Origin of the sequence: Tenacibaculum aestuarii (assembly GCF_964510395.1) — a bacterium.
GTDB lineage: Bacteria > Bacteroidota > Bacteroidia > Flavobacteriales > Flavobacteriaceae > Polaribacter > Polaribacter aestuarii.
Map to the genome: position 1 here is coordinate 720612 of NZ_CAZEFY010000003.1, position 22827 is coordinate 743438.

The following is a 22827-nucleotide window of genomic DNA, read 5'->3' on the forward strand; positions in this document are numbered from 1 at the left end:
CTTTTTATTACTTTTGTTTCTGATACAGAACCCGTATTATAAGAATCCCCCCGAGTCTTAAAAACCAATTAACTAACTCATTGAATGGAAAGAAAACTACTCTTTTCTTTGATTCTTATTTTTCTGTTAACCCCTATTTTTGCTCAGGTGAAAATTGGGAACAATCCTTCTTCTATACATTTAAACTCTATTTTAGAATTAGAAAGTTCAGACAAGGTTTTAGTTATTAGTAGAATGACTGACACTCAAATGAATACCATTCAACCTTTACAAGGTGCGTTAGTATTTAACACAGATCAGAATTGTGTATTTATGTATGATGGAGCTTCATGGGTAAGTTTATGCAATGGTTCTGGAAATACTAGAGAAGCGATTAAGGTTACTACTTCTGCTACTCCTCCATCTGATAATGGTATCGGTGATTTTTGGATAAATGACACACTAAATAACAAAACACATATTTGGGATGGAAGTAACTGGATTGCTATTGATAACAACCCAAGAAGAGGGAATGGAATTCCTGATACAGTCACTGCCCCTAACCCTACTTCGGGTGATGTGTATGTTGATAGTACTACAGGAATTATTTATGCCTACAATGGTACTGCTTGGGTAACATCTAACGGAACAGCTTCTGCCAATAACGGTCTTTTAGTGAACGCTAATAACACCTTTCAGTTAGGCGGCGTTTTAATACAACCTACGGTTATTGAAACCGATGCTACCAATACCTTAGCTATATCAGGTTTACAAAATGGAGGTGTTACTACAGATGACATCGTAACTGTTGATAGAACCACAGGCGTCCTTAAAAGAGCTCCTGCCAGTAACTTACTGAGAGAAGAGGTTACCAAAATTATAGCTGATACTAACGGACAAGTAACTTTTACAGGATTAACATTATATACCACTGATAAAATTAATGTATTTAGAAATGGAGTACGCATCGATTTTACATTAGTTAACCCCACCACCATAACCATAGAACCTGATGCAGCATGTTATGTAGGGGATGAAATACGAATCGTTCAATTATATTAAAATAACCAATAAAAAAAGTTTAATAACGCAATCAATTATCAAATTATGAAAACAATTACAAACAAGTTTAAAATCGCGCTAGCTGCCGTTGGTTTGTTAGCTGTTGGTACGGTAAGTGCACAGCAAACATCTGGTACTTATGCTGCGCAAGAAAAAGTAGGAAAATCATCTGAATTAAATGGTACGATTAGAGTTATTGATAACAAGGGTACCAAAAAGTACTTACAAGTTAAGAATGGTTTAACATTATTAACAGATCAAACACCAGACGGAGGTATAGTTTCTACTTGGCAATTAGGAGGTACTTTAACAGATGATACTACTATTACTATGGCAGATGCTGACTCAGATGGAACTAGTGACCAAACATTCACTATTGATGGTGACACTTTTACTTTACTAGGTACAGATGCTATAGATACTACTGATGGAGTAAATGGAATAGCTGCTGTAGCTGATGCTGGTGAACCAGATGGAATCGCTAATACAGGTTTCACAATTATAGTAAGAGACGAAGCTACTGGAATAGTAAAAAAAATGTTAGCTTCTGATTTATTAAAAGTTCAAGCTGGGCAAGAGGTGTTTACTGCCGCTGTTGCAGATGAAGATAATCCAACTGTAGCTGAGCTAACATTTACCATGGCTGCCTCACTACCTATTTTCGACAATGTATATGTATATAGAAATGGAGCAAAATTAGTTGCTGGAGTTGATTATACAATCTCAGGAAACACAGTTGTGCTAGATGTATCAGCACCTGCTCCAAATGACTGGACTTTATATACCGGAGATGTTATTGAAGTTCACTATGTTAATTAATAATATTAATGTCTAAAAACGTTAAACATATAACTTTACTTATACTAACTTTTGCATTGGTACTTTTTACTTTAAGTGCCAATGCACAAGAAGTTAGGGTTATTGATAATAAGGGAACTATACAAAAAATTAACAATAACGTTGTAAAAACTTCTGATGTACAAAGCACACCTGCTAGCTATATCGCAAATGTAGAAACAACTTACTCACCTATAGAAAACGATACTTTTATTTACAAACCTGCTACAGGAGAAAAAGTATATTATGTTTTTGATGGTACTGAGTGGAATATGATAGCTCCAACAAAAGCTGTTAGAGTGTTTTATCCACCATCTATTGTAGTTCCAGCGTCTACAACTGGCGCTCAAGCCCCTATTGATCTATATGACATGTATTCTAGTCAGTTTACAAGCCCTATAGCATCATCTGATGCTACAGCCACAATACCAATTTACCAAAGAAACGAACTTTATTATTTTGTTACAGAAGCAGATGCTACTGTATTTGATTTAAGCAGCATCACTATCTCTAGTACAGGAGTTCTTAATTATAGTGTTTCAAATATACCAACTGATGATAATGCCATTATCAACGTTGTGTTTGTAGTTAAATAACTCAAAAAAGACACCATATGAAGTGGTTACAAACAGTATTTTTTTTCTTTTTTGTAGGGATAATTAGCAATTCCTTCTCGCAATCATTAAATGATTATAGAACTGTTACAAATGCTACAGGAAATTGGACTACTGTTTCTAATTGGCAGGTTTACGATGGTACAAATTGGGTACCTGCCACCTACTACCCAGGGCAAGTAACTGGAACCAATGATGTTACAATAATTAACGGTGCTAAAATCACACTTAACACTACTATAGGGTCAACACAATTCATTAATTCTATAACTATTGGTGATGGAAATGGCCTTATTGAAGAATTAGTTGTTAGTGGTAGTCGAGGAATCAACACCACAGAACTTAATATGTTAAGTGATGGACTACTTCGATTTGCTTCAAATGGTAATGATGAAATTAATCTACCTGCAAATACTAGTATAACAATTGATCCTTCACCTGCTGCTACACTTGGTATTGAGCATGGACTATACAATCAAAATCATAAAGGACAAGATTGTAAAGATAATTCTGATAAAGTTATAATTGGAGGTATTATTTACTCTAGTTGTGCCGGAACTGGAAGTAGACCGTCTTTTGACGCTATAAACAACGGAGGAGGTAATTTATCTGTATCTCCTACATCTAACTCTCCTATTTGTTTAGGAGATATTGTAAATTTATCAGCAAACCCTAGCGGGGTGGAAGCTAACTCTGCCATTTATACTTGGACAGCAATCTCTCCATCTAATGCAACTTACACACTTTCTTCAACTATAGATACTGCTTCAGATACCCCTACAGAAACTGGAACCTATTTATATGAAGTAAAAGCTGAAAGCAATGATATTACAGATACTAAATCAGTAACCGTAATCGTTAATCCTTTACCTAATGCTCCAGTTAGCTCTGGTGATATAACAGAATGTGCTACAAACCCAATACAGACCTTAAATGCTAACGATGCTATTACATCTTCAGGTACTATTACTTGGTACGATGCTATGACTGATGGAAATGTTGTAAGTAATCCAACATTAGCTACTGAAGACACAATAACTTATTATGCAGAATATTCCGATGGTACTTGTACCAGTACAAGAACTCCAGTTAATCTAACCATAAACTCATTACCAATTGCCCCAACAGGCAATACTGAGCAAAAATTTTGTTCAGTAAACAACCCTACGATAGCTAATTTAATAGTTACAGGAGACAATATACAGTGGTACACCACTGCAACTGGAGGTACTCCTTTAGCAAATACAACTCCCTTAACTACTAACACCTATTACGCTAGTCAATCCGATACAAACTGTGAAAGTTCAAGTCGTTTAGCGGTAGCTGTAAGCGTTAATGGCTGTAGAGTAATCACAAACCGTCGTATAACCTACAGAGTTAAAAAATAATGAAGTATAAAAAGTACATATCGTTTATTTTTCTCTTGACTAATGTTATTGTTTTTGCTCAAAACGCATTTTTCAACACAGGAAACGTACAATTACACGATAGTGCTCAAGTAGGTTTTCATACCAATTTAGTAAACAATGGTACTCTAGATAATTATACTGGATTTGCTGGTTTTTATGCCGATACTGAAATTAGAACTATTTCAGGAACTAATAAAATTACTTTTTTTAATGTTGAAATTGATGCACTACAAAATCTAGAGTTATTCAATTCTCTTGGGGTACGCAATCAATTAGACTTTATTAACGGACAAGTAATTACACCTAGAAACAATACCAATATCACACTCGATTTTATCGATTATGATTTTTATGCAGGTGAAGATAATGAGCGACATGTAAACGGCTACACCTCTTTAAAACAAGGAAATAAAAACACCGCAGATTTTACCTTTCCTGTGGGAGATGGCACGATGTTACGTCCGATGACTATTCCGAATGCCAATAGATATTATACGTTTAAAGGAGCTTATTTTTATGAAGACCCTAATTTTCCAACAACTTTTACCGCTAATTTTTTAACTGATCAAAAACAAGCGATTATTGAAAATATTAGTCAAACAGAATTTTGGGACTTAGATGGTAGAAATGAAACCAGAATTACCTTAACATGGAATTCTCGTAGTGATATTTCTGCCTTAGCTAATAACATTTCTCAACTTATTGTCGTAGCTTGGAGTAAAACAGAAAATCAATGGGTTAACTTAGATGTGTTGAATGTTACAGGAAATCTATCAGAAGGTACAATTACCTCAGCTGCCTTTGTTCCTGATAACTATGAAGCAATTACCATTGGTTCTTTACTTGAAGATGAAATTAAAACAGACAATAACAATATTTTAATTTCTCCTAATGGTGATAATTTGAACGATTTCTTAGTTTTTGATGAAGTTGAAGAATACCCTCACAATAAATTAGTTATTTACAATCGTTGGGGAACTATTGTATACCAAACAGAAGATTACAAAAATAACTGGGATGGAACTTCTAATGGAAGAGCTACCATTAATAAAGAAGACAAACTTCCTGCTGCTACTTACTTCTATTATTTAGAATTAGGTGACAAACCTAATGCATATCAAAAGCTTAAAAAAGGTTGGGTTTATATTAACCGATAATACTTACTCAACTAATATTTTCTTTGGAGTTGTTGGATTATAACCAAAATCTGCATCAGGCAATTTTATTCCTAATTGATGTATGATAAACCCAATACTTGCAAAGTGATGTATTGCATGACTATGTGCTTGTATCAATGCGCTTCCTAAGGTATAATTTGCTGTTACTTTTCCTGTGCCCAAATCATCTGTAACAGAGATAATTTCATCAAAATCTTCTGATTGTAAACAATGTAATTGAGCAATTATTTCATTAAAATAAGCGATTCCATACGTTGTTTTTTCTTCTGCTAATTGGTTTCGTTCTCTATCAGAAAAATCTACACATTTTTTATCGAGTCCGTTAAAAACACAAGCAAAAACATCTAATATATGTCTCATATTCGCTCCTATGCTTGAATAGTACGGAGGTATTGATTTATCACTATATTGTTCATCTGTTATTGCTGTTAATAGTTTAATTCCTCGTTGTAAATTTTTCTCGATAGCTTCAACCATTCGTATATATAAGTTTTAAAGTAAGTCGTATAAATATAGAACTTTTTACTTGGAGATGTAAATTATTTTTTAACTCAAAATAACAACCTGAATTACAACAATATAACAAACCAACCATCCCTAAAGTTAAACTCAAAAAAGCATTCTTTTCATTTTTTGGCACGCTCTTTGAAAATTACTCTAACAAATGCGGAAGCCGAAAAGCATATAGAGTAAGCATAACCCTAAAATTAGCAATTATGAGAACAGGGATACTATTATTACTAGCAATGATGTCTTTAAGCACAGTAAAAGCAAACGACAACATTACAAAATCAACTAGCAAAATTGGGGTTACTATTCGCCACAACGACGCTGTTACCTTTGTTGAAAGAGGAATTCAATTTCATGTATTTTTAAATGGTGATTTCGATTTTAACACACATTACAACAGATATTCTGATTACGGAGTACGAATTAACAGAGATAGAAGCGGACGTGTTAGAAGTGTAGGTAATGTACATATTAATTATGATCGTAGAGGTAATGTTACCCGAATAGGTAGTGTATATATGAAGTACAAATTCGGAAATTTATTTAAAGTCGGTAACCTGCGTGTTCAATATGATAGATGGGGAAATCCTAGATACAGAGGATTTGTAAAACCAGGCAACCACCACCATTATGACGATGATCATTACTATTACGATGATGGATTTGGGGTGAATATTGATATAAACATTGGTGATATTTTTGATTATAACGATGTTTATTTTTACAGAAAAGATTTTACTAGAAACTATCGTCAGTTTAGAGAGGATAATGATTTTTACTACTACAGAGCCGTACCTAATGCTAAGATTGGTAAAAAGAGTAAAATAATTAAAAGACGTAAAAACAAAGACAATAAATATTACAAAAAAGGGAAGTCTGAGCAAAGAGGAAAATCTAGAAGAAACCATGATTAATAAAAAAATCCCTCATCAAAATTGATGAGGGATTTTTTTATTCTATTTAATTTCGTGTAATTACTTAGCTACATTCACAGCTCTAGTTTCACGAATTACAGTTACTTTTACTTGACCTGGATACGTCATATCATTTTGAATTTTTTGAGAAATGTTAAATGATAATTCAGCTGCTTTGGTATCATTTACTTTAGCACTTTCAACCATAACTCTTAACTCACGTCCTGCTTGAATAGCGTATGCTTTTTGTACTCCGTTAAATCCAAAAGCGATGTCTTCTAAATCTTTTAAACGTTGGATGTACGAATCTAACACTTGACGACGAGCTCCTGGTCTTGCACCAGAAATAGCATCACAAACCTGAACAATTGGAGATAGCATACTCTTCATTTCTATTTCATCATGGTGCGCTCCAATAGCATTACATACATCTGGTTTTTCACCATACTTTTCAGCCCATTGCATACCTAATAATGCGTGTGGTAATTCACTTTCTGTTTCTGGCACCTTACCTATATCATGTAATAAACCAGCTCGTTTCGCTGCTTTTGCATTTAAGCCCATTTCAGCCGCCATAATTCCACACAGATTTGCTACCTCACGAGAGTGTTGTAACAAGTTTTGACCGTAAGAAGAACGGTATTTCATACGTCCAACTGTTTTTATTAATTCTGGATGTAAACCGTGAATTCCTAAATCGATAACCGTACGTTTACCTACTTCAATAATCTCTTGAGTTATTTGTTTTTCAGTCTTTTTAACAACCTCTTCAATTCTCGCAGGGTGAATTCTACCATCAGTTACTAATTTATGCATTGATAAACGAGCAATTTCTCTACGAACAGGATCAAAACACGATAAAATAATTGCTTCTGGAGTATCATCTACAATAATCTCAACACCTGTAGCTGCTTCTAACGCACGAATATTACGTCCTTCACGACCAATAATTCTTCCTTTTACATCATCTGACTCTAAGTTAAATACCGATACACAGTTTTCTACTGCTTGCTCTACTCCTACTCGTTGAATTGTATTTAATACTACTTTACGAGCTTCTTGTTGTGCAGTCATTTTAGCTTCTTCAACCGTATCTTGAATAAAAGACATCGCATCAGCCTTTGCTTCATCTTTTAAGGAAGCCACTAATTCTGTTTTAGCTTCATCTGCCGATAAACCAGAAATTTGCTCAAGCATATCTACATGGCGCTTGTGCATTTTTTCAACTTCGGATTCTTTTTTCTCTAAGAATTCTATTTTGTAGTCAAAATCAGCTTCTTTCTTTTCTAATTGCTTGTTAAGTTTTTTGGTTTTATCTAACTCTGAAGATACTTGACTTTCTTTGTCTCTTATTCTCTTTTCTACATCAGAAACTTTTTTCTCTCTTGATAAGATTACTTTTTCATGTTCAGATTTTAACTCTATAAACTTTTCTTTAGCTTGTAAAATCTTATCTTTCTTTATCGCTTCGGCTTCAACTTTAGCTTCTTTTAAAATGCTATTTGCCTCTTTTTTTGTTTCTTGTATTAATTTATTCGCGTTAGATTTCTCTAACATCTTAGCAATAAAAAAACCTATTGCTATACCTATAATTCCTGCTAAAACAGGAAATAATATTCCCTCCATAATTGTGATTTGATTATATAAAAAAAGCCTACATTAATAGGGTTATCATAAACTCCAAAAAACAAGTTTAGGATTAACTGGCTGATCAAGGATCCGAGGTAAAATCGGCATGCTTTACTAACCATGACTCATCCTTTATAATTGAATAACGTTGAGTTTAACAAACGATGTACTAATGTAGGCAGTATGTTTAAATATTATATTTTAAAGAACGTATTATAAATGATTTTCTAGCAAGTTAGTCAATTCATTTATTTTTTCCAATACTTCGGTGTTTTCTTTAGTATTTTTTAACGATACTATTTCTGCTTTCGATGCAAATTGCAATGCGCACATTGCCAATACATCTTGTTTATCTGCTACCGCATAATTTTGTTCAAACTTAGCTATTAGCTCGTTAATATTCTTTGCCGCTTTTCGCATCCCTTCTTCTTCATTGGTGTCATTAACACTCAACGGATACGTTCTTCCTGCAATGACTACATTAACTTTTATTTTTGCCATGTAAAGAACCTTTTATGTGTTCAAAAGAGAAATACATTTATCTATCTCTCGAACTAAAGTATTTATTTTGAGTTTTGTTTCTCTTGTATTTTCGTTACTGCCTTCAATAGTTTTAGCAACTTTAAGCAAAGCATATTCTTTTTGCTGTTTTTCTAATTGCTTCTCTTTTTCTTGTAATAAAACCTGTAACTCCGCGTTATTCTGAAGTAATACTTGATTTTCTTCTTTTAAAAATTCATAGTTAGCAAGTAAGTTCTTCAACTTATCTTCCAGTAAATGAATTGCTTCTAAAGGGTTACTCATTTATTTGTAGAGAATAAAACTATATTCACAAAGTTATTAATATAACTTATAATTAGCAACACTTTTAGTGTTTTTTACCAAAACACTGTTTATTAACCCTTTAACAACTTAGTATTATTTTACTATTTTTGTTTGAAAACTATTGTACTTTGAAGCTTTATTTTTCACTTATTTTATTACTATTTATCACAACTGTTAATGCACAAACACAGTACCCTAAAAACTATTTTTCAAACCCTTTAAAAATTCCTGTGGTACTATCAGGTACTTTTGGTGAACTGCGCAGCAATCACTTTCATTCGGGTATTGACATTAAAACACAAGGTAAAGAAGGGATTCCTATTTATGCTCCTGCAGATGGTTATGTTTCTCGCATTAAAGTACAACAATATGGTTTTGGAAAAGCTTTGTACATTACACATCCTAACGGTTATACTACCGTATATGCACATTTAATGAGTTTTGAACCAAAAATTCAAAAGTATGTGAAAGATATTCAGTATAAGAAAGAAAATTATAGTACTGGAAATCTTTTTCTTTCTTCTGATAAATTTCCTGTTAAAAAAGGTCAGCTTGTAGGGTATACTGGTGATACTGGTAGCTCTGGAGGCCCGCATTTACATTATGAAATTAGAGACACTAAAACAGAAAACATTATTAATCCAATGCATTTTGGATTAACTGCACATGATGACACCCCTCCTACCATACAAAAACTGATGGCTTATCCATTAAGTGATGATGCTCGAATTAATAACTCTTCTATAGAATCTATTATTTCTTTTAAAAACAATAAAAATGGTAACTACGTTGCTGAAAAAATTACAGCGAGTGGTACCATTGGTTTTGGTATTAGTGTTTTTGATAGACTTAATGGGGCTTTAAATAAAAATGGAATTTATAGCTTAGAAATGAAAGTAAATGGTAAAAGAGTATACTACCACGATGTAGAAACCTTTTCATTTGCAGAAAGCAAATACATTAATTTACTAATTGATTACAAACACTACAAAAAATATAAAAATCGACTTCAAAAAACTCATAAAGTTACTGCTAATAGACTTAGTTTATATGAAGAACTTATAAATAATGGTAAAATTCATATTGAAGAAAATGCTAATTACAATATTGAAATTATAGCCAAAGATTTTGATAATAACACTTCTAAAATTATAATTCCTGTACAAGGAGTAAAAACTAATTTAGTTTTTAAAGAAAAAGACACAACCAATTACAAAATTACTGCTGCTGAGTTCAATAAATTTCATCAAAAAAATGTTACAGTAGCCTTTCCTAAAAACACATTTTATACTGATTGTTTTATCGACTTTAAGGTAGAAAACGGTACTGCTAAAATTCATGAACCTACCATTCCACTTGATAAACGATACACTCTTACTTTTGAAACTTCTTTTTTAACAGAAGATCAAAAACAACATGTATACATTGCTAATGTTACCAATCCTAAATATCCTAGATATACTTCTACCAAGAAGAAAATAGACAAGGTTTATACTACCACTAAGGTTTTAGGTAACTATGCTTTACGTTTTGACACTAAAAAACCGACTATTCAACTGTATAACTTTAGCGATAATCAGTGGATTTCTAAAAATAAGACCTTAAAAGTTAAAATTAAAGATGACGAAACGGGTATAAAAAACTACCGAGCTACTATTAATGGTCAGTGGATTTTAATGGAATTAAACCACAAAAAAGGAATTTTAACCTATGATTTTAGTGATAAAAAATTAGAGGGAAGCAAACATCTTTTTAAAATTGTAGTTTCTGATAATGTTGGAAATACTGAAACTGTATCTGCTACTTTCTTTAAAAAAGTAAACTAAACTCTTTAAAGCAACGCATAAAAAAAGTGTAGCGAAAGCTACACTTTTTTATTTTACTTTATTTTTTGTTTCCTTCGTTAATCAACTTTAAAAAGCTAGAGGAAGGAACGGTTGCTTTTAAAACCATTTGAGTTTTACTTGTATCATCTGAATGCTGTAAAGTTTTCGTGTACGAAACCGTACCTATCACGTTTCCGTATTGATCAATAATAGCAGCCCCACTCGATCCAGCAGCATAATCAGCTGAAATAGCCATTATATTTCTATACTTACTTGCATTTATCTCGCTAAATTTATCAGTAACCATACCGGAAGAAAACGCATAGAAATATTTCTTAGGATGGCTTACTATATATACTGAATCTCCAATTTCAGCATCTTTTGTCGCTACTGGTAACGCAGGAAGTTTTACTCCCTTAGTATCTATTTTTATCACTGCTAAATCGTTAGATTTATCTGCTATCAATACTTGTTTAACAGGAAAAGTTGTTCCATCTTTCAACATTACAACTAAAGCATCTCTCGAAGTCTTATTATATTTAGTAACATACCCGTTTACTACATGGTAATTCGTTACTATTACACCTTCTGAATTAATAATATACCCAGAAGCTGGATAGGTATGAATACGTTTACACTCAACTCCTTTTGCATTAACCTCTCCACATCTACCAGCAGAAGACACAATAACTGTAGCCTCTGATACACGATCATATATTTTTTTCGGGCTCAGTTTCTTCTTTTTCATTGGATTTAGGTTTAAAGCCAGAGGTTCATAACCGACAGGTTTAAAGAACGGAGCGAGCGAGTCTGCTGAAACCACATCTCCAGAGTCTATTAAATCAGCAGAGTTTCCTGCCAACTTTACTTTGTAATCTCTAATATTATTTTTAAAATTCTGACTGTTAACCGTAACCGTAGAAAAAACTAGTGATACTATAAAAAATATCTTTAAAAAGTGCTTCATAATTATTGGGAAATAATGTATCTATAAAATGTTGTGTTTAATAAGGACGCAAGGTACATTATTCATGCCAAAACCAAGGAAATCTCTCTTAAATTAAACTAATTGATTCTTTCTTGTTAAACTTTTTAAATTCAAAATATACTGATCTTATAGAAGTTTATAGACTTACGCTAATTTGTTTCTATTAATTAGTTATTTTCGTATAGTGAATACTGAATTTATTTTCTTTCTGAACAAAAATGAATTGGATTTTATTAATTATTGCGGGGCTTTTTGAAGTCGCATTTGCCACTTGCCTAGGAAAAGCAAAAGAGGCCACAGGAGCTGAAGCTACTTACTGGTATATCGGCTTTTTAGTTTGTTTATCGATAAGTATGTTACTTCTTATGAAAGCTACTCAAGAATTACCTATTGGAACGGCTTATGCTGTTTGGACAGGAATCGGTGCTGTAGGAACTGCACTAATAGGAATTTTAGTTTTTAAAGAACCTGCTACCTTTTGGCGCTTGTTCTTTATCACAACATTAATCGTTTCAATAGTAGGACTTAAATTTGTTTCGAATTAATATAGCATTATGAAAACAACACCAGAACACGACAAAAAAATAGCCAGAATAACCTTCTCTTCTGTATACCCTCATTATATTACAAAAGTTGAGAAAAAAGGCAGAACTAAAGAAGAACTACATCAAGTAATTGAGTGGTTAACTGGTTTTGATATTGAAAAAGTAAATGAGCTGATTGATAGAAAAGTTACTTTTAAAACTTTCTTTGAAGAAGCGACTCTCAACCCTAATTCTAATTTAATCACTGGTGTTATTTGTGGTTACAGAATTGAAGAAATCGAAACTCCGTTAACTAAACAAGTTCGTTATTTAGATAAACTAGTAGATGAATTAGCTAAAGGACGTAAAATGGAGAAAATTTTACGAGAATAATACCACTACTTTCCATAAAAAACTCCAAGCTTTCACTTGGAGTTTTTTTTATATATTTTTTTACTTCGTTTTTCTAAACATTAACCAGAAACCGATTAACACTAACGGAATACTCAATACTTGACCTGTATTTAACGAGTTGAACACCCAATCTTCACGTCCTTCTACTTGTGCTTCTTTTAAGAACTCGATAAAGAAACGTAACGACCATAAAACGACCATGAACAACCCAAATAAGAACCCTGTTTGATTCTTTTTATCTGTTTTCCAGTAGAAATACCACAATGCAAAAAACAAGACTAAGTAACTAAATGCTTCGTATAATTGTGTTGGATGACGTGGTACCGTTTCTCCTGCTAGCTTAAAAATTACTCCAAAGCTACTACCTGTTGGTTTTCCATAGATTTCTGAGTTAAAGAAGTTTCCAAAGCGGATAAAAAATCCTGCTAAGGCAACCATAATTCCTAACCTATCTAAAATAAACAACCATGGTTTGTTTAAATGTTTTTTAGCGTAGAAATACATTGCTATCGGAATAGCAATCGCTGCTCCGTGGCTTGCAAACCCTGTAAATCCTGTAAATTTCCATCCATCTAACAAACCAAATAAAGCAGAAGCTCCTTCTTGCTTTTTAATTGGTAAAATAATTTCTAGTAAGTGGTTTTGGTAATAATCCCAACTGTAAAAAAACACATCTCCTAAACGCATTCCTATCAACATAGAAACGAATACGTACATAAATAACGGATCTAATTTTTCTACAGAAATGTTATCATTGATGTAAATCTTTTTCATTAATCGAAGTCCTAATACAAATGCTGCCACAAACATTAAGCTGTACCAACGAATACCAAAACCTCCAATGTTTATTAATTCTGGGTTCCAATCCCACACTATGGATAAAAAATTCATCTATTATTATTTATTTTTAACATCGTCATTGCGAATGTAATAAAGCAATCTTAAAAAAGAGAGATTACTTAGTCATTCTTTCTATTAATGACGATTATTTTTTTCTTTTTTCTCTGGAACAGGATCATAACCACTACCTCCCCATGGATGGCAGCTAAAAATCCTTTTCAACGCTAACCACCCTCCATAAAACAAACCATGCTTTTGCAATGCTTCAATAGTATAGCTTGAACAGGTTGGCGAATACCTACACGTAGCGGGTGTAAACGGTGAAATTGCAGTTTGATAAAATCGCACCAATACTATAAATGGATATGTTAGGATTTTTTTCAATTAATTAACTGTAAATGTTGTTCCTTCTCTACCATCTTTTAACTGAATACCTAAAGCAAGTAGCTTATCACGAATTTCATCTGACAATGCCCAATCTTTGTTCTCGCGAGCTTCTTTACGCATGGTAATTAACATTTCTACCACACCGTCTAATTTATCAGAATTATTTCCTTCAGAAGTTTCATTTAACAATCCTAAAACATCATAAACAAATGCCTTGGTGGTTTCTTTTAACATTGTTAAATCTTCCTCAATTAAACTAGCATTTCCTTCTTTTATTTGATTGATAACCTTAACGGCTTCAAATAAATGAGAAATTAAAATAGGTGTGTTAAAATCATCATTCATAGCAGCATAACAATCCTCTTTCCATTGAGTAATATCAAATGTTGAAGTTGCGCCAGCAGTTATTTTATCTAAAGCATTTATAGCTTCCATTAATTTATTATATCCTTTTTCAGAAGCTAACAAGGCTTCTCCTGAAAAATCTAGGATACTACGATAATGCGCCTGCATAATAAAGAAACGTACCACACCTGCATTAAACGCCTTTGGTAAAATAGCGTTTGTTCCTGTTAAAATTTCATCAGGCAAAATATAGTTTCCTGTAGATTTTGCCATTTTCTGACCGTTTAACAGTAACATATTAGCGTGCATCCAATAATTAACTGGTTGTACTCCTGAGCAAGTATGTGATTGTGCAATTTCACATTCATGATGCGGGAATTTCAAATCCATTCCTCCACCGTGAATATCAAATTGTTCTCCTAAATATTTTGTGCTCATTACCGAACACTCTAAATGCCAACCAGGAAAACCATCACTCCAAGGAGAAGGCCAACGCATGATATGGCGCTCATCTGCCTTTTTCCAAAGTGCAAAGTCTTGTGGATTTTTCTTATCTGATTGTCCGTCTAAAGTTCTTGTATTATGAATAGCATTTTCAATAGAACGCCCTGAAAGGATTCCGTAGTTATTCTTCTCATTATACTTTAACACATCGAAATACACCGATCCGTTTACTTCGTAAGCAAAACCTTTTTCCATGATTTCTTTAATCATTTCTATTTGCTCTACAATGTGTCCTGTTGCAGTTGGCTCTATACTCGGTGGTAAAAAATTGTATTTTGCGGCTACTGTATGAAAATCTACCGTGTAGCGCTGAACCACTTCCATAGGTTCAATTTCTTCTAATCGCGCTTTTTTAGCAATTCTATCTTCACCTTCATCTGCATCATTTTCTAAGTGACCTGCATCGGTAATATTACGTACATAACGTACTTTATAGCCTAAGTGTAGTAAATAACGAAAAACCATATCAAACGACATAAAGGTTCTAATATTCCCTAAATGCACGTTGCTATAAACTGTTGGTCCACACACATACATTCCTACGCGCCCCTCAGTTACTGGTTTAAAAAGCTCTTTTGATTTGCTTAAAGAGTTATATATTTTAAGTTGATTTTCTTTGTATAATTCCATAGTAAAAGTGACTATTTACAAACGCTAAGATAGGCACTTTAAAAAGAATACAGAAATGGAATTTAGCAGTATTTTTGTTAAGAAAAAAGTAGTTTTATTTACATATATCTACTGTTTTTTCAGTTCTAGTTGACTGTATTTTCCATCTATTACAATCTTTTTATCTTTTGAAGTTAGTGTGAAATCTCCATTATACTCTACACTTCCATTTTTAGAATTTCGAATTTCATTAGAAACTTTAAAATCTAACTTATCCTTTAATTCTGAAAGGTTTACAGTGGCATCTGAATAATTTAAAAACACTTTAAAACTGTTTGGGTTTGGATGCACTTTTGCAATCGTTAAATTACCAAATTTATTAGTTACCTCTACGTCGTTATATACATTATTAACTACAACTCCTGATGAGTTTGAGTTAACCGTTGCGTTAGTAACCGACGCTAATTGAGCATCGGTTACATTATTTAAAAACAACGTACAAGCGTTTAATGAATTAATAGTTACTGGTGAAAATGATACGGTTAACTTACCTCCATCTAAGGCATCTGCTTTAAAAGTTCCGTAACTTACTTTTCCTGAAGCCTTAGTTTTAGGTAGCGTAACTTTGCAGTGACGTGTATTTAAATCAAACGTTGCTGATTTTGGTACTTTTACCATAATTTTTTTGGTAACTTTTACTTTTTTACCATTTACCATAAAGTTGTTACTATCTGATGAAAACGAGTAGCTAACGCGATTTTTATTCATTTCTCTTCTTGCTTTATGCATCTCTTCTCTCGCCTTGTGCATTTCTTCCCTAGCTTTCGCCATCTCTTTTCGAATCTCTTCTCTATTAATTTTTCGAACCTCAGCTCTCGCTTTCGCTACTTCTCTTCTTAGTTCTTCTTGATTAATTCTTTCTACTTTAATCTTTTTTAATTCTTCTTGAATTTCTTTTTTTCGTTCTTCTTGAAGCTTTTTAAACTCCTTATATTTAGCTGTTTTCTTGAATTCTTCCCATTCTTTTTTCGATTTAATTGTAATATCATTTACACCGTCTTTCCATTGAAAAAAGTAATTATCACCGTCTTTTGCATACTTATCAAAATCAAACTCTACCTCTTCTAAACCAGTAACAATTTCTTCAAAATTAATTTCTGGAATTTCAATTTCAGGAATCTCTGGCATCTCTGGCATTTCTGGAATTCTCACCTCTGGTAACTCAGGCATTTCAGGTACTACGACTACCTTATCATCACTATCAAATTGAAACACTCTTGGGTAATTATTATCCGACGAATTAAAAAAGACAATATTCTCACTTCCTACAGAACGAAAAGTACTTCGGTTGGCATTAATTTGCACTTTACTTTTGTTTCCTAAAGCTTCAAATTTCCAATTGTCTAAATATTTTTGAGCCTCCTTTTTATCGAGCCCTTCAATCTCTACGATTGCCTCTACCAAAACTTCGTTTTTGTTCCATGTGGTTACATCTATTTCAGCGTTAGACGCATTAATATTAACCACTACATCTTTATTGGTTTTAAAATTTTCACTAAACTTTTTATTGTACTGCTGTGCAGCTACAACTCCAGTTATAAACAGTGAAAAAACACTAATTTTAAATTGTTTGAATGTCATTTTGAGTTGGATTTTTAAATTCTTGTAATTGTTTTTGCATACGTTTTAACAGCTGTAAACGTAGTTGCAGATTTCCAATCAATGCATTGATAGTATCATCGTTAACTCCTTTTGTATTGAGCTCTTGAGTTAGCGATTTATATTCTTTGGTTAATTCACCTATCTTAGTTAAATAACCATCAAAAAGTTCTTTATTAGCACTTGTTAATTCTAATTGACTTAACTCGTAATTAATTGTATTTACATAATAATCTTCCACCGTTTTTAATTCTGGTGAAATAGAACCTAAACTAATTTGATTTCGATATTCTTCTGGAATCTCTTTTATAACTGGTTCTATATTATTTGTCGGGTAAAATTTAATCCCTATGCTCACCAATAACATAATTGATGCAGCTACAAATAACCATTGATATGATTTTCTTGTTGATGGTTTTTCGTGCAATTCATCTAGCAACTTTTGTTGAAAACGCTGTCTGTGATTTGTTGATAACTCCGTTGAGTTTTCAACCTCTTTTTTTAGTATTTCTCTAAGATCTCTAGACATGATGTACTGCTTTTAATTGCTCTTGTACTTGTTTTTTTCCTCGTAATAAATGTGTTCTCGAACTCACTTCCGAAATCCCTAATATTTGTGAAATTTCTCCGTGGTCATACCCTTCTAATAAGAACAGCGTCAACACTACCCTATACTTCTCTTTTAATTGTTGAATGCAGTTTACAATATCTTGATATGATATGGTCGACGCTACATTCCAATTCTCATGATCGTCATCTACCAATGTGGTAGTTTCTTCATTAATTGAAATCAATTCTAATTTTCTCTTTTTTAAATAATCAATACTTTGATTGATCACAATTCTTTTCAACCAAGCCCCAAACGTTACTTCTTCTTTATAGGCATCCATATTTTTAAACGCTTTTATAAACGCTTCCTGCATCACATCTTCCGCAGTAAATGAATCTTTTACATAGCGCAACGCCACTGTATACATAGCATCACAATACAGATCATACAATTGCATTTGTGCTTTTGCATCATTATTTTTACAGGCATCTATAACCGGTTGATGTATCTGTTTGGTTGATTTCATTCTTGATTTCTTACCCTAAAGACGAGTCTTTTTATACTCCGTTGCATTTTCCTGCATTTTTATTTCTAAATTTACATTATTATTCTGTTTTAGCTATACAATGACCGATAAAAACAAATCTGCACTTACTGAAAAAGATGGAGTTTCACAACCTGAAACCACTAGCAAATCATCCGCAGAAAAAATAAAACGTAGCAGAAGAAAAAGCACCTCTACAGAAGAATTTGTAACCCAAATATTGGCAGGAAACATTCCTTTTTTAAGTAGAGCGATTACCTTAGTAGAAAGTACCAATCCAAAACACCAAGAACAAGCAAATGAAATTTTAGAAGCTTGTTTGCCACATGCCAATAAATCGGCACGAATTGGAATTACGGGAGTTCCTGGAGTAGGAAAAAGTACGTTTATCGAATCTTTCGGAAAACATTTAACTTCACTAGGTAAAAAAGTCGCGGTATTAGCAGTAGATCCAAGTAGCTCGGTACATAAAGGAAGTATTTTAGGAGATAAAACTCGTATGGAAGAATTGGTTACTGATGAAAACGCATTTATCCGCCCCTCTTCTTCTGGGACTTCACTAGGTGGTGTTGCTCAAAAAACACGCGAAAGTATTATTTTGTGTGAAGCTGCAGGTTTTGATACCATTATTATTGAAACTGTAGGCGTTGGTCAATCAGAAACTGCGGTACATTCGATGACCGATTTCTTTTTATTGTTGAAGTTGGCAGGCGCTGGTGATGAATTACAAGGAATTAAGCGTGGGATTATTGAAATGGCAGATGCCATTGTGATTAACAAAGCAGACAGTGGTAATGAGAAAAATGCGAAGATTGCCAAAGTTGAGTTTAACAGAGCCTTACATTTATATCCGCCTAAAGATAGTGGTTGGCAACCCAAAGTATTGTTGGCAAGTGCACTTCAACATCAAGGAATTGACGCTATATATACGATGATTGATGAGTATATTGCTTTAGCTAAAAATTCAGGCTATTTTCAACAAAAAAGAAATGAACAGAATAACTATTGGTTGTTAGAAACTATTAATCAACAACTAAAAAGTAATTTTTACAACAACCCTAAAATTAAAGACTTGTTACAGCAAGAAGTTGCCAAACTGGAAAGTGGAAAAACCACACCGTTTACAGCTGCAAAACGATTGTTAAAAGGTTAAAATTCTCTTATGATTCCTATAGACTCTGAGTTTTCTATTTTATATATATTATATATAGCCCTGTTCCTTTTTTTAGTTAGTGGTTTGATATATTCTAAAAAAAAGAAAACATTTAATTCTAACTTAATCTTCTTCTCTATATACACTGGAATTTTGATTTATATTTTTAGTGATAAAGATAATTTTATAGAAGGAAAATCTCTTATTGTTATTTTTTTAGGAGGCTCATTTCTTGTGTTACATTTAATTATTTACTTTCTTGCGTGGGTCTATAAAAAGACCTTATCAAAAAACTAAACTATGGAAAACAATAATACACTTACTTGGAACGATTTTACAAAAGTTGAAATGCGCATTGGCACCATTATCTCTGCAGAAATTTTTGAAGAAGTAAAAAATCCTGCGTATAAAATGCAAGTAGATTTTGGCGACTATGGAATTAAAAAAACCTCTGCACAAATTACCAAACTATACCAACCACAAGAATTAATAGGAAAACAAGTGGTTGCAGTAGTGAACTTTCCTAAAAAACAAATTGCCAATATGATGAGTGAATGTTTGGTTTTGGGAGGATTAGGTGATGATAAAGAAGTGACACTCTTAACGGCTGAACGTGCGGTTAAAAATGGGACTAAAATTGCATAAAAGCTCTTACCAAAGTACTTTTACAATACTGTAAAACAGAACACTATAAGTTTTATTCTGACAAAAGCCACTCTTAAAAAGTGTAATTTTTTTCATATCTTCTCATGGTCTAACCACTTAATAATAAGCCTTAAACACAAAAACCATGAGGAACAAACTAAAAAAAGACTTAGGATTATTTGATGTTTTTGCCATAAGTACTGGAGCTATGTTTAGCTCTGGTTTCTTTTTACTACCAGGAATCGCCTCACATTACACAGGACCCTCTGTGTTTTTAGCCTATTTACTTGCAGGTGTATTAATACTACCTACCATGTTTAGTATTGCTGAAATATCAACAGCTTTACCACGATCAGGAGGTGCTTACTTTTTTTTAGACAGAAGTTTAGGTCCACTTATGGGAACCATTGGCGGACTGGGTACCTATTTTGCTTTAATGCTTAAAACAGCCTTTGCTATTATTGGTATTGGTGCTTATGCCGCTATATTTTGGGAAGTTCCTACCAAGGTAGTTGCTATCGTAGCCACTCTTTTTTTTATGGCATTAAACTTAGTGGGGGCTAAAAAAACCTCCGCCTTTCAAAAGGTGTTTGTCATATTTCTATTAGTCATTTTAGTTGGTTTTATTGCAGATGGTCTTTTTTCCATCTTCACCTCAGATACTATCACCGATGAATCTATTAACAAACAATTTACTCCTTTCTTTTCAAACGGATTTGGAGGGATGTTTACTACCATAGGTTTTGTTTTTGTTTCCTACCTAGGGCTCACTCAAATAGTAAGCGTTGCAGAAGAAATTAAAAACCCTGAAAGAAATATTCCTTTAGGAATGATACTTTCATTAGTCGTTACTGGATTAATTTATGGTTTAGGTGTTTTTATTATGGTAACTCTTATTGAACCTACTGCCTTTGCTAACGAATTGGCACCAGCTGCTACAGCCGCTGAACAACTTTTTAAATGGTTACCCGATAATGTAGGAGTGTTATTAATGTCGGTAGCAGCACTTGCCGCTTTTGCCTCTACAGGGAATGCAGGACTATTATCTGCATCACGATATCCGTTTGCCATGGGACGCGATAAACTGTTTCCTGCTATTCTAGCCAAAATTGGTAAAAAAGGAAGTCCTGTAGTCGCTATATTTTTAACCACAGCATTAATTATAGTATTCATTCTAGTACTATCAGAAGAAGGTATTGTAAAGCTTGCTAGTACCTTTCAACTGTTAATTTTTATCTTTATTAACTTCTCTGTTATTGTTTTTAGAAAAAGTAAAATAGAATCATACGATCCTGGGTATTTGTCTCCATTATACCCATTTATGCAAGTTATCGGAATTGTTATTTCATTCATCCTTATTATTTATTTAGGATGGATGCCCATACTTTTTACCTCTGGTATTATTGTTATAGGCTTACTTTGGTATCACTTCTATTCTAAAGGAAAAGTAAAACGAGAAGGCGCTATTTTTCATTGGTTTGCACTTTTAGGAAGACACCAATACGATGAATTGGAGAATGAATTAATGACCATTTTAAAAGAAAAAGGACTTCGTGAAGGGGATCCTTTTGATGAAACCGTAATTAAGTCGAAAATAAAAATAATTAAGGATACTACTAATTTTGACAAAGTCTTAAATATTGCTTCCGATTACTTTTGTAGGGAATTAGACCTCAACAAAGAAGGAGTACTCCACAAGTTTTTTCAGTCTATACCTGATGAATCTGTCATCACTTTACCTGGTATTTTGGTTTTTCATGCCAAGTTTAAGAGTGTTTCACATCCTTCCATGAAGATTGTGATTTCTAAAAAACCAATTGAAGGAACGCTTCCGTCTGAAGACTATGAGTTTAAAAAGCCCATACAAATTTGTGCTTTTCTAATTAACTCTGATGAAAACCCAAAACAGCAATTGCGTATGCTATCGAGACTTCTTGATATTTTAGAACGAGAGCAAATCGTAAAAACCTTGCTTAAAATGAACAGTCACAGAGAAATTAAAGAGTTTTTATTACAAAACGAGCGATTTGTAAGCATCAAACTACTCGAAGGAACTCCGCAAGACACCATGATAGGAAAACAGCTAAAGGAAATTCAGTTACCAAAAGATGTTTTAGTGGCTTTGGTTGAAAGAAACGACAAAACGTTTACGCCTAACGGTTCTACGGTTTTACTAACAGATGATGTGCTTACCATACTTGGAGAAACCAAATCTATCGCGAAACTGTATAAGGAATACATGAGTTATGAAATAGATAAACTGGATACGGAGGAGACTAGTTAATTTTTGGTTTGGTTTCTAGGATTTAAAATAGCTATATTCGCTACCTGACTATATCGGTTTATTAAAACGGAAGATATCTTAAACCCTTTTTAAATAATAAAAACAGCTGAGCTCAAAAAGTGAACTTAACAGAAAAAAATATAGATGATATCATCCAAAAAAGTAATTTTTCATCATTTATGAATAATTCAAAATGGGAAAAACTATTTGATAGTTTAGTTAAGGAATTTGATTCCGTATTTATCAAGTATAAACTTATTGGACGGGAAAAAGTTCTGGAAACTGAATTTAACTTTGTTGATTTCTATCCTTTTTTCATAGAACCTATTTTATATAAAGAAATTGAATGGGTTGAATTTCCTGAAAAAACACTAATGATTAATAATAAACGAATTTCAAAACAAACAATTTCTGAACATAGCCAAGACATTACTAAAATTAAAAATTTGATTAATAAAATTGGAGATTTTGATATAGAGAAATATAATGGATTTTTAAGATTATATGGGTATAAATAATGTTATACTATAATCCACAATTATAATTCCCTTGAATTCAACTATACCCAAATTTACTCAGAATCACTAATACAAATTCT

Annotated in this window: 24 protein-coding genes and 1 other RNA gene; 13 read left to right on the forward strand and 12 right to left on the reverse strand. The window is 32.9% G+C overall.

Features of this window, described 5'->3' with window-relative positions; translation table 11 throughout:
• Window positions 1–84 precede the first annotated feature (84 nt).
• From ACKTSU_RS09385 to ACKTSU_RS09405, 5 genes are read left to right on the forward strand one after another with little or no spacing between them, the layout of a single operon-like run.
• On the forward strand, window positions 85–1041 hold the full coding sequence (locus ACKTSU_RS09385) for a hypothetical protein (RefSeq protein ID WP_408036133.1): 957 nt from the start codon (window positions 85–87) through the stop codon (window positions 1039–1041).
• A 45-nt stretch (window positions 1042–1086) separates the two neighbouring features.
• Entirely contained in the window at window positions 1087–1860 is a 774-nt protein-coding gene (locus ACKTSU_RS09390) for a hypothetical protein (RefSeq protein WP_408036135.1), read from the forward strand.
• Between the two features lie 8 nt (window positions 1861–1868).
• Window positions 1869–2474 carry a hypothetical protein gene (locus ACKTSU_RS09395; RefSeq protein WP_408036137.1) on the forward strand — a complete coding sequence of 202 codons (606 nt, stop codon included), beginning with the start codon at window positions 1869–1871 and terminating at the stop codon, window positions 2472–2474.
• Between the two features lie 17 nt (window positions 2475–2491).
• Window positions 2492–3880 (forward strand): immunoglobulin domain-containing protein, encoded by a 1389-nt coding sequence (locus ACKTSU_RS09400; protein ID WP_408036138.1) that lies wholly within the window; start codon window positions 2492–2494, stop codon window positions 3878–3880.
• On the forward strand, window positions 3880–5058 hold the full coding sequence (locus ACKTSU_RS09405; protein WP_408036139.1) for a gliding motility-associated C-terminal domain-containing protein: 1179 nt from the start codon (window positions 3880–3882) through the stop codon (window positions 5056–5058). The genes ACKTSU_RS09400 and ACKTSU_RS09405 overlap by 1 nt, the downstream gene beginning before the upstream one ends.
• Window positions 5059–5061: 3 nt before the next feature.
• Here ACKTSU_RS09405 and ACKTSU_RS09410 read toward each other — a convergent pair whose 3' ends face one another.
• Window positions 5062–5556: a DinB family protein gene (locus ACKTSU_RS09410; protein ID WP_408036141.1), complete on the reverse strand. Its 495-nt coding sequence runs from the start codon at window positions 5554–5556 to the stop codon at window positions 5062–5064.
• Between the two features lie 239 nt (window positions 5557–5795).
• Here ACKTSU_RS09410 and ACKTSU_RS09415 point away from each other — a divergent pair, with 239 nt between their 5' ends.
• Window positions 5796–6503 carry a hypothetical protein gene (locus ACKTSU_RS09415; RefSeq protein WP_408036142.1) on the forward strand — a complete coding sequence of 236 codons (708 nt, stop codon included), beginning with the start codon at window positions 5796–5798 and terminating at the stop codon, window positions 6501–6503.
• Between the two features lie 60 nt (window positions 6504–6563).
• Here the strand turns inward: ACKTSU_RS09415 and rny are convergent, their stop codons facing one another.
• The 4 genes from rny to ACKTSU_RS09435 form a co-directional block, all read right to left on the reverse strand.
• The gene (rny, locus tag ACKTSU_RS09420; protein ID WP_274633964.1) at window positions 6564–8129 is read right to left on the reverse strand and encodes a ribonuclease Y; all 1566 of its coding nucleotides are present in this window, start codon (window positions 8127–8129) and stop codon (window positions 6564–6566) included.
• Between the two features lie 49 nt (window positions 8130–8178).
• Window positions 8179–8286, reverse strand: a non-coding RNA gene (gene ssrS / locus ACKTSU_RS09425) — 6S RNA.
• A gap of 59 nt (window positions 8287–8345) precedes the next feature.
• Entirely contained in the window at window positions 8346–8633 is a 288-nt protein-coding gene (locus ACKTSU_RS09430) for a cell division protein ZapA (RefSeq protein ID WP_274633963.1), read from the reverse strand.
• Window positions 8634–8645: 12 nt separating this feature from the next.
• The gene (locus ACKTSU_RS09435; protein WP_274633962.1) at window positions 8646–8936 is read right to left on the reverse strand and encodes a hypothetical protein; all 291 of its coding nucleotides are present in this window, start codon (window positions 8934–8936) and stop codon (window positions 8646–8648) included.
• Window positions 8937–9085: 149 nt separating this feature from the next.
• Here ACKTSU_RS09435 and ACKTSU_RS09440 point away from each other — a divergent pair, with 149 nt between their 5' ends.
• Window positions 9086–10783, forward strand: a complete 1698-nt coding sequence (locus ACKTSU_RS09440; protein WP_408036144.1) for a M23 family metallopeptidase — start codon at window positions 9086–9088, stop codon at window positions 10781–10783.
• A 58-nt stretch (window positions 10784–10841) separates the two neighbouring features.
• On the opposite strand, the gene ACKTSU_RS09445 is transcribed toward ACKTSU_RS09440, so the two are convergent.
• A complete protein-coding gene (locus ACKTSU_RS09445) occupies window positions 10842–11750 on the reverse strand; it encodes a S1 family peptidase (protein ID WP_408036146.1) in 909 nt (302 codons plus the stop codon).
• A 239-nt stretch (window positions 11751–11989) separates the two neighbouring features.
• On the opposite strand from ACKTSU_RS09445, the gene ACKTSU_RS09450 reads away from it, so the two are divergent.
• Together ACKTSU_RS09450 and ACKTSU_RS09455 are read left to right on the forward strand one after the other, a co-directional pair.
• Window positions 11990–12316 (forward strand): DMT family transporter, encoded by a 327-nt coding sequence (locus tag ACKTSU_RS09450; protein WP_408036147.1) that lies wholly within the window; start codon window positions 11990–11992, stop codon window positions 12314–12316.
• A gap of 9 nt (window positions 12317–12325) precedes the next feature.
• Complete coding sequence (locus ACKTSU_RS09455) at window positions 12326–12688, forward strand: DUF2200 domain-containing protein (RefSeq protein ID WP_408036149.1); 363 nt, start codon at window positions 12326–12328, stop codon at window positions 12686–12688.
• Between the two features lie 60 nt (window positions 12689–12748).
• Here the strand turns inward: ACKTSU_RS09455 and lgt are convergent, their stop codons facing one another.
• The 6 genes from lgt to ACKTSU_RS09485 all read right to left on the reverse strand — a co-directional run bounded on the left by lgt (window position 12749) and on the right by ACKTSU_RS09485 (window position 18129).
• Window positions 12749–13600: a prolipoprotein diacylglyceryl transferase gene (gene lgt / locus ACKTSU_RS09460; RefSeq protein WP_408036151.1), complete on the reverse strand. Its 852-nt coding sequence runs from the start codon at window positions 13598–13600 to the stop codon at window positions 12749–12751.
• Window positions 13601–13684: 84 nt separating this feature from the next.
• Window positions 13685–13933, reverse strand: coding sequence for a membrane protein insertion efficiency factor YidD (yidD, locus tag ACKTSU_RS09465; RefSeq protein ID WP_408036153.1), 249 nt, complete (start codon window positions 13931–13933; stop codon window positions 13685–13687).
• Complete coding sequence (gene cysS, locus ACKTSU_RS09470; RefSeq protein ID WP_408036155.1) at window positions 13934–15415, reverse strand: cysteine--tRNA ligase; 1482 nt, start codon at window positions 15413–15415, stop codon at window positions 13934–13936.
• 108 nt (window positions 15416–15523) lie between these two features.
• Window positions 15524–17035 carry a hypothetical protein gene (locus ACKTSU_RS09475; RefSeq protein ID WP_408036157.1) on the reverse strand — a complete coding sequence of 504 codons (1512 nt, stop codon included), beginning with the start codon at window positions 17033–17035 and terminating at the stop codon, window positions 15524–15526.
• Window positions 17016–17582, reverse strand: coding sequence for a hypothetical protein (locus tag ACKTSU_RS09480; protein WP_408036159.1), 567 nt, complete (start codon window positions 17580–17582; stop codon window positions 17016–17018). The genes ACKTSU_RS09475 and ACKTSU_RS09480 overlap by 20 nt, the downstream gene beginning before the upstream one ends.
• On the reverse strand, window positions 17575–18129 hold the full coding sequence (locus ACKTSU_RS09485) for an RNA polymerase sigma factor (RefSeq protein WP_408036161.1): 555 nt from the start codon (window positions 18127–18129) through the stop codon (window positions 17575–17577). Before ACKTSU_RS09485 ends, ACKTSU_RS09480 begins: the two co-directional genes overlap by 8 nt.
• A gap of 100 nt (window positions 18130–18229) precedes the next feature.
• Between ACKTSU_RS09485 and meaB the strand changes: the two genes are divergently transcribed.
• The 4 genes from meaB (at window position 18230) to ACKTSU_RS09505 (ending at window position 22747) form a co-directional block, all read left to right on the forward strand.
• Window positions 18230–19300: a methylmalonyl Co-A mutase-associated GTPase MeaB gene (gene meaB / locus ACKTSU_RS09490; protein WP_408036163.1), complete on the forward strand. Its 1071-nt coding sequence runs from the start codon at window positions 18230–18232 to the stop codon at window positions 19298–19300.
• 300 nt (window positions 19301–19600) lie between these two features.
• Entirely contained in the window at window positions 19601–19945 is a 345-nt protein-coding gene (locus ACKTSU_RS09495; protein ID WP_408036165.1) for a tRNA-binding protein, read from the forward strand.
• 145 nt (window positions 19946–20090) lie between these two features.
• Window positions 20091–22229: an amino acid permease gene (locus tag ACKTSU_RS09500; protein WP_408036167.1), complete on the forward strand. Its 2139-nt coding sequence runs from the start codon at window positions 20091–20093 to the stop codon at window positions 22227–22229.
• A gap of 119 nt (window positions 22230–22348) precedes the next feature.
• Entirely contained in the window at window positions 22349–22747 is a 399-nt protein-coding gene (locus ACKTSU_RS09505) for a DUF6678 family protein (RefSeq protein WP_408036168.1), read from the forward strand.
• Window positions 22748–22827: the final 80 nt, after the last annotated feature.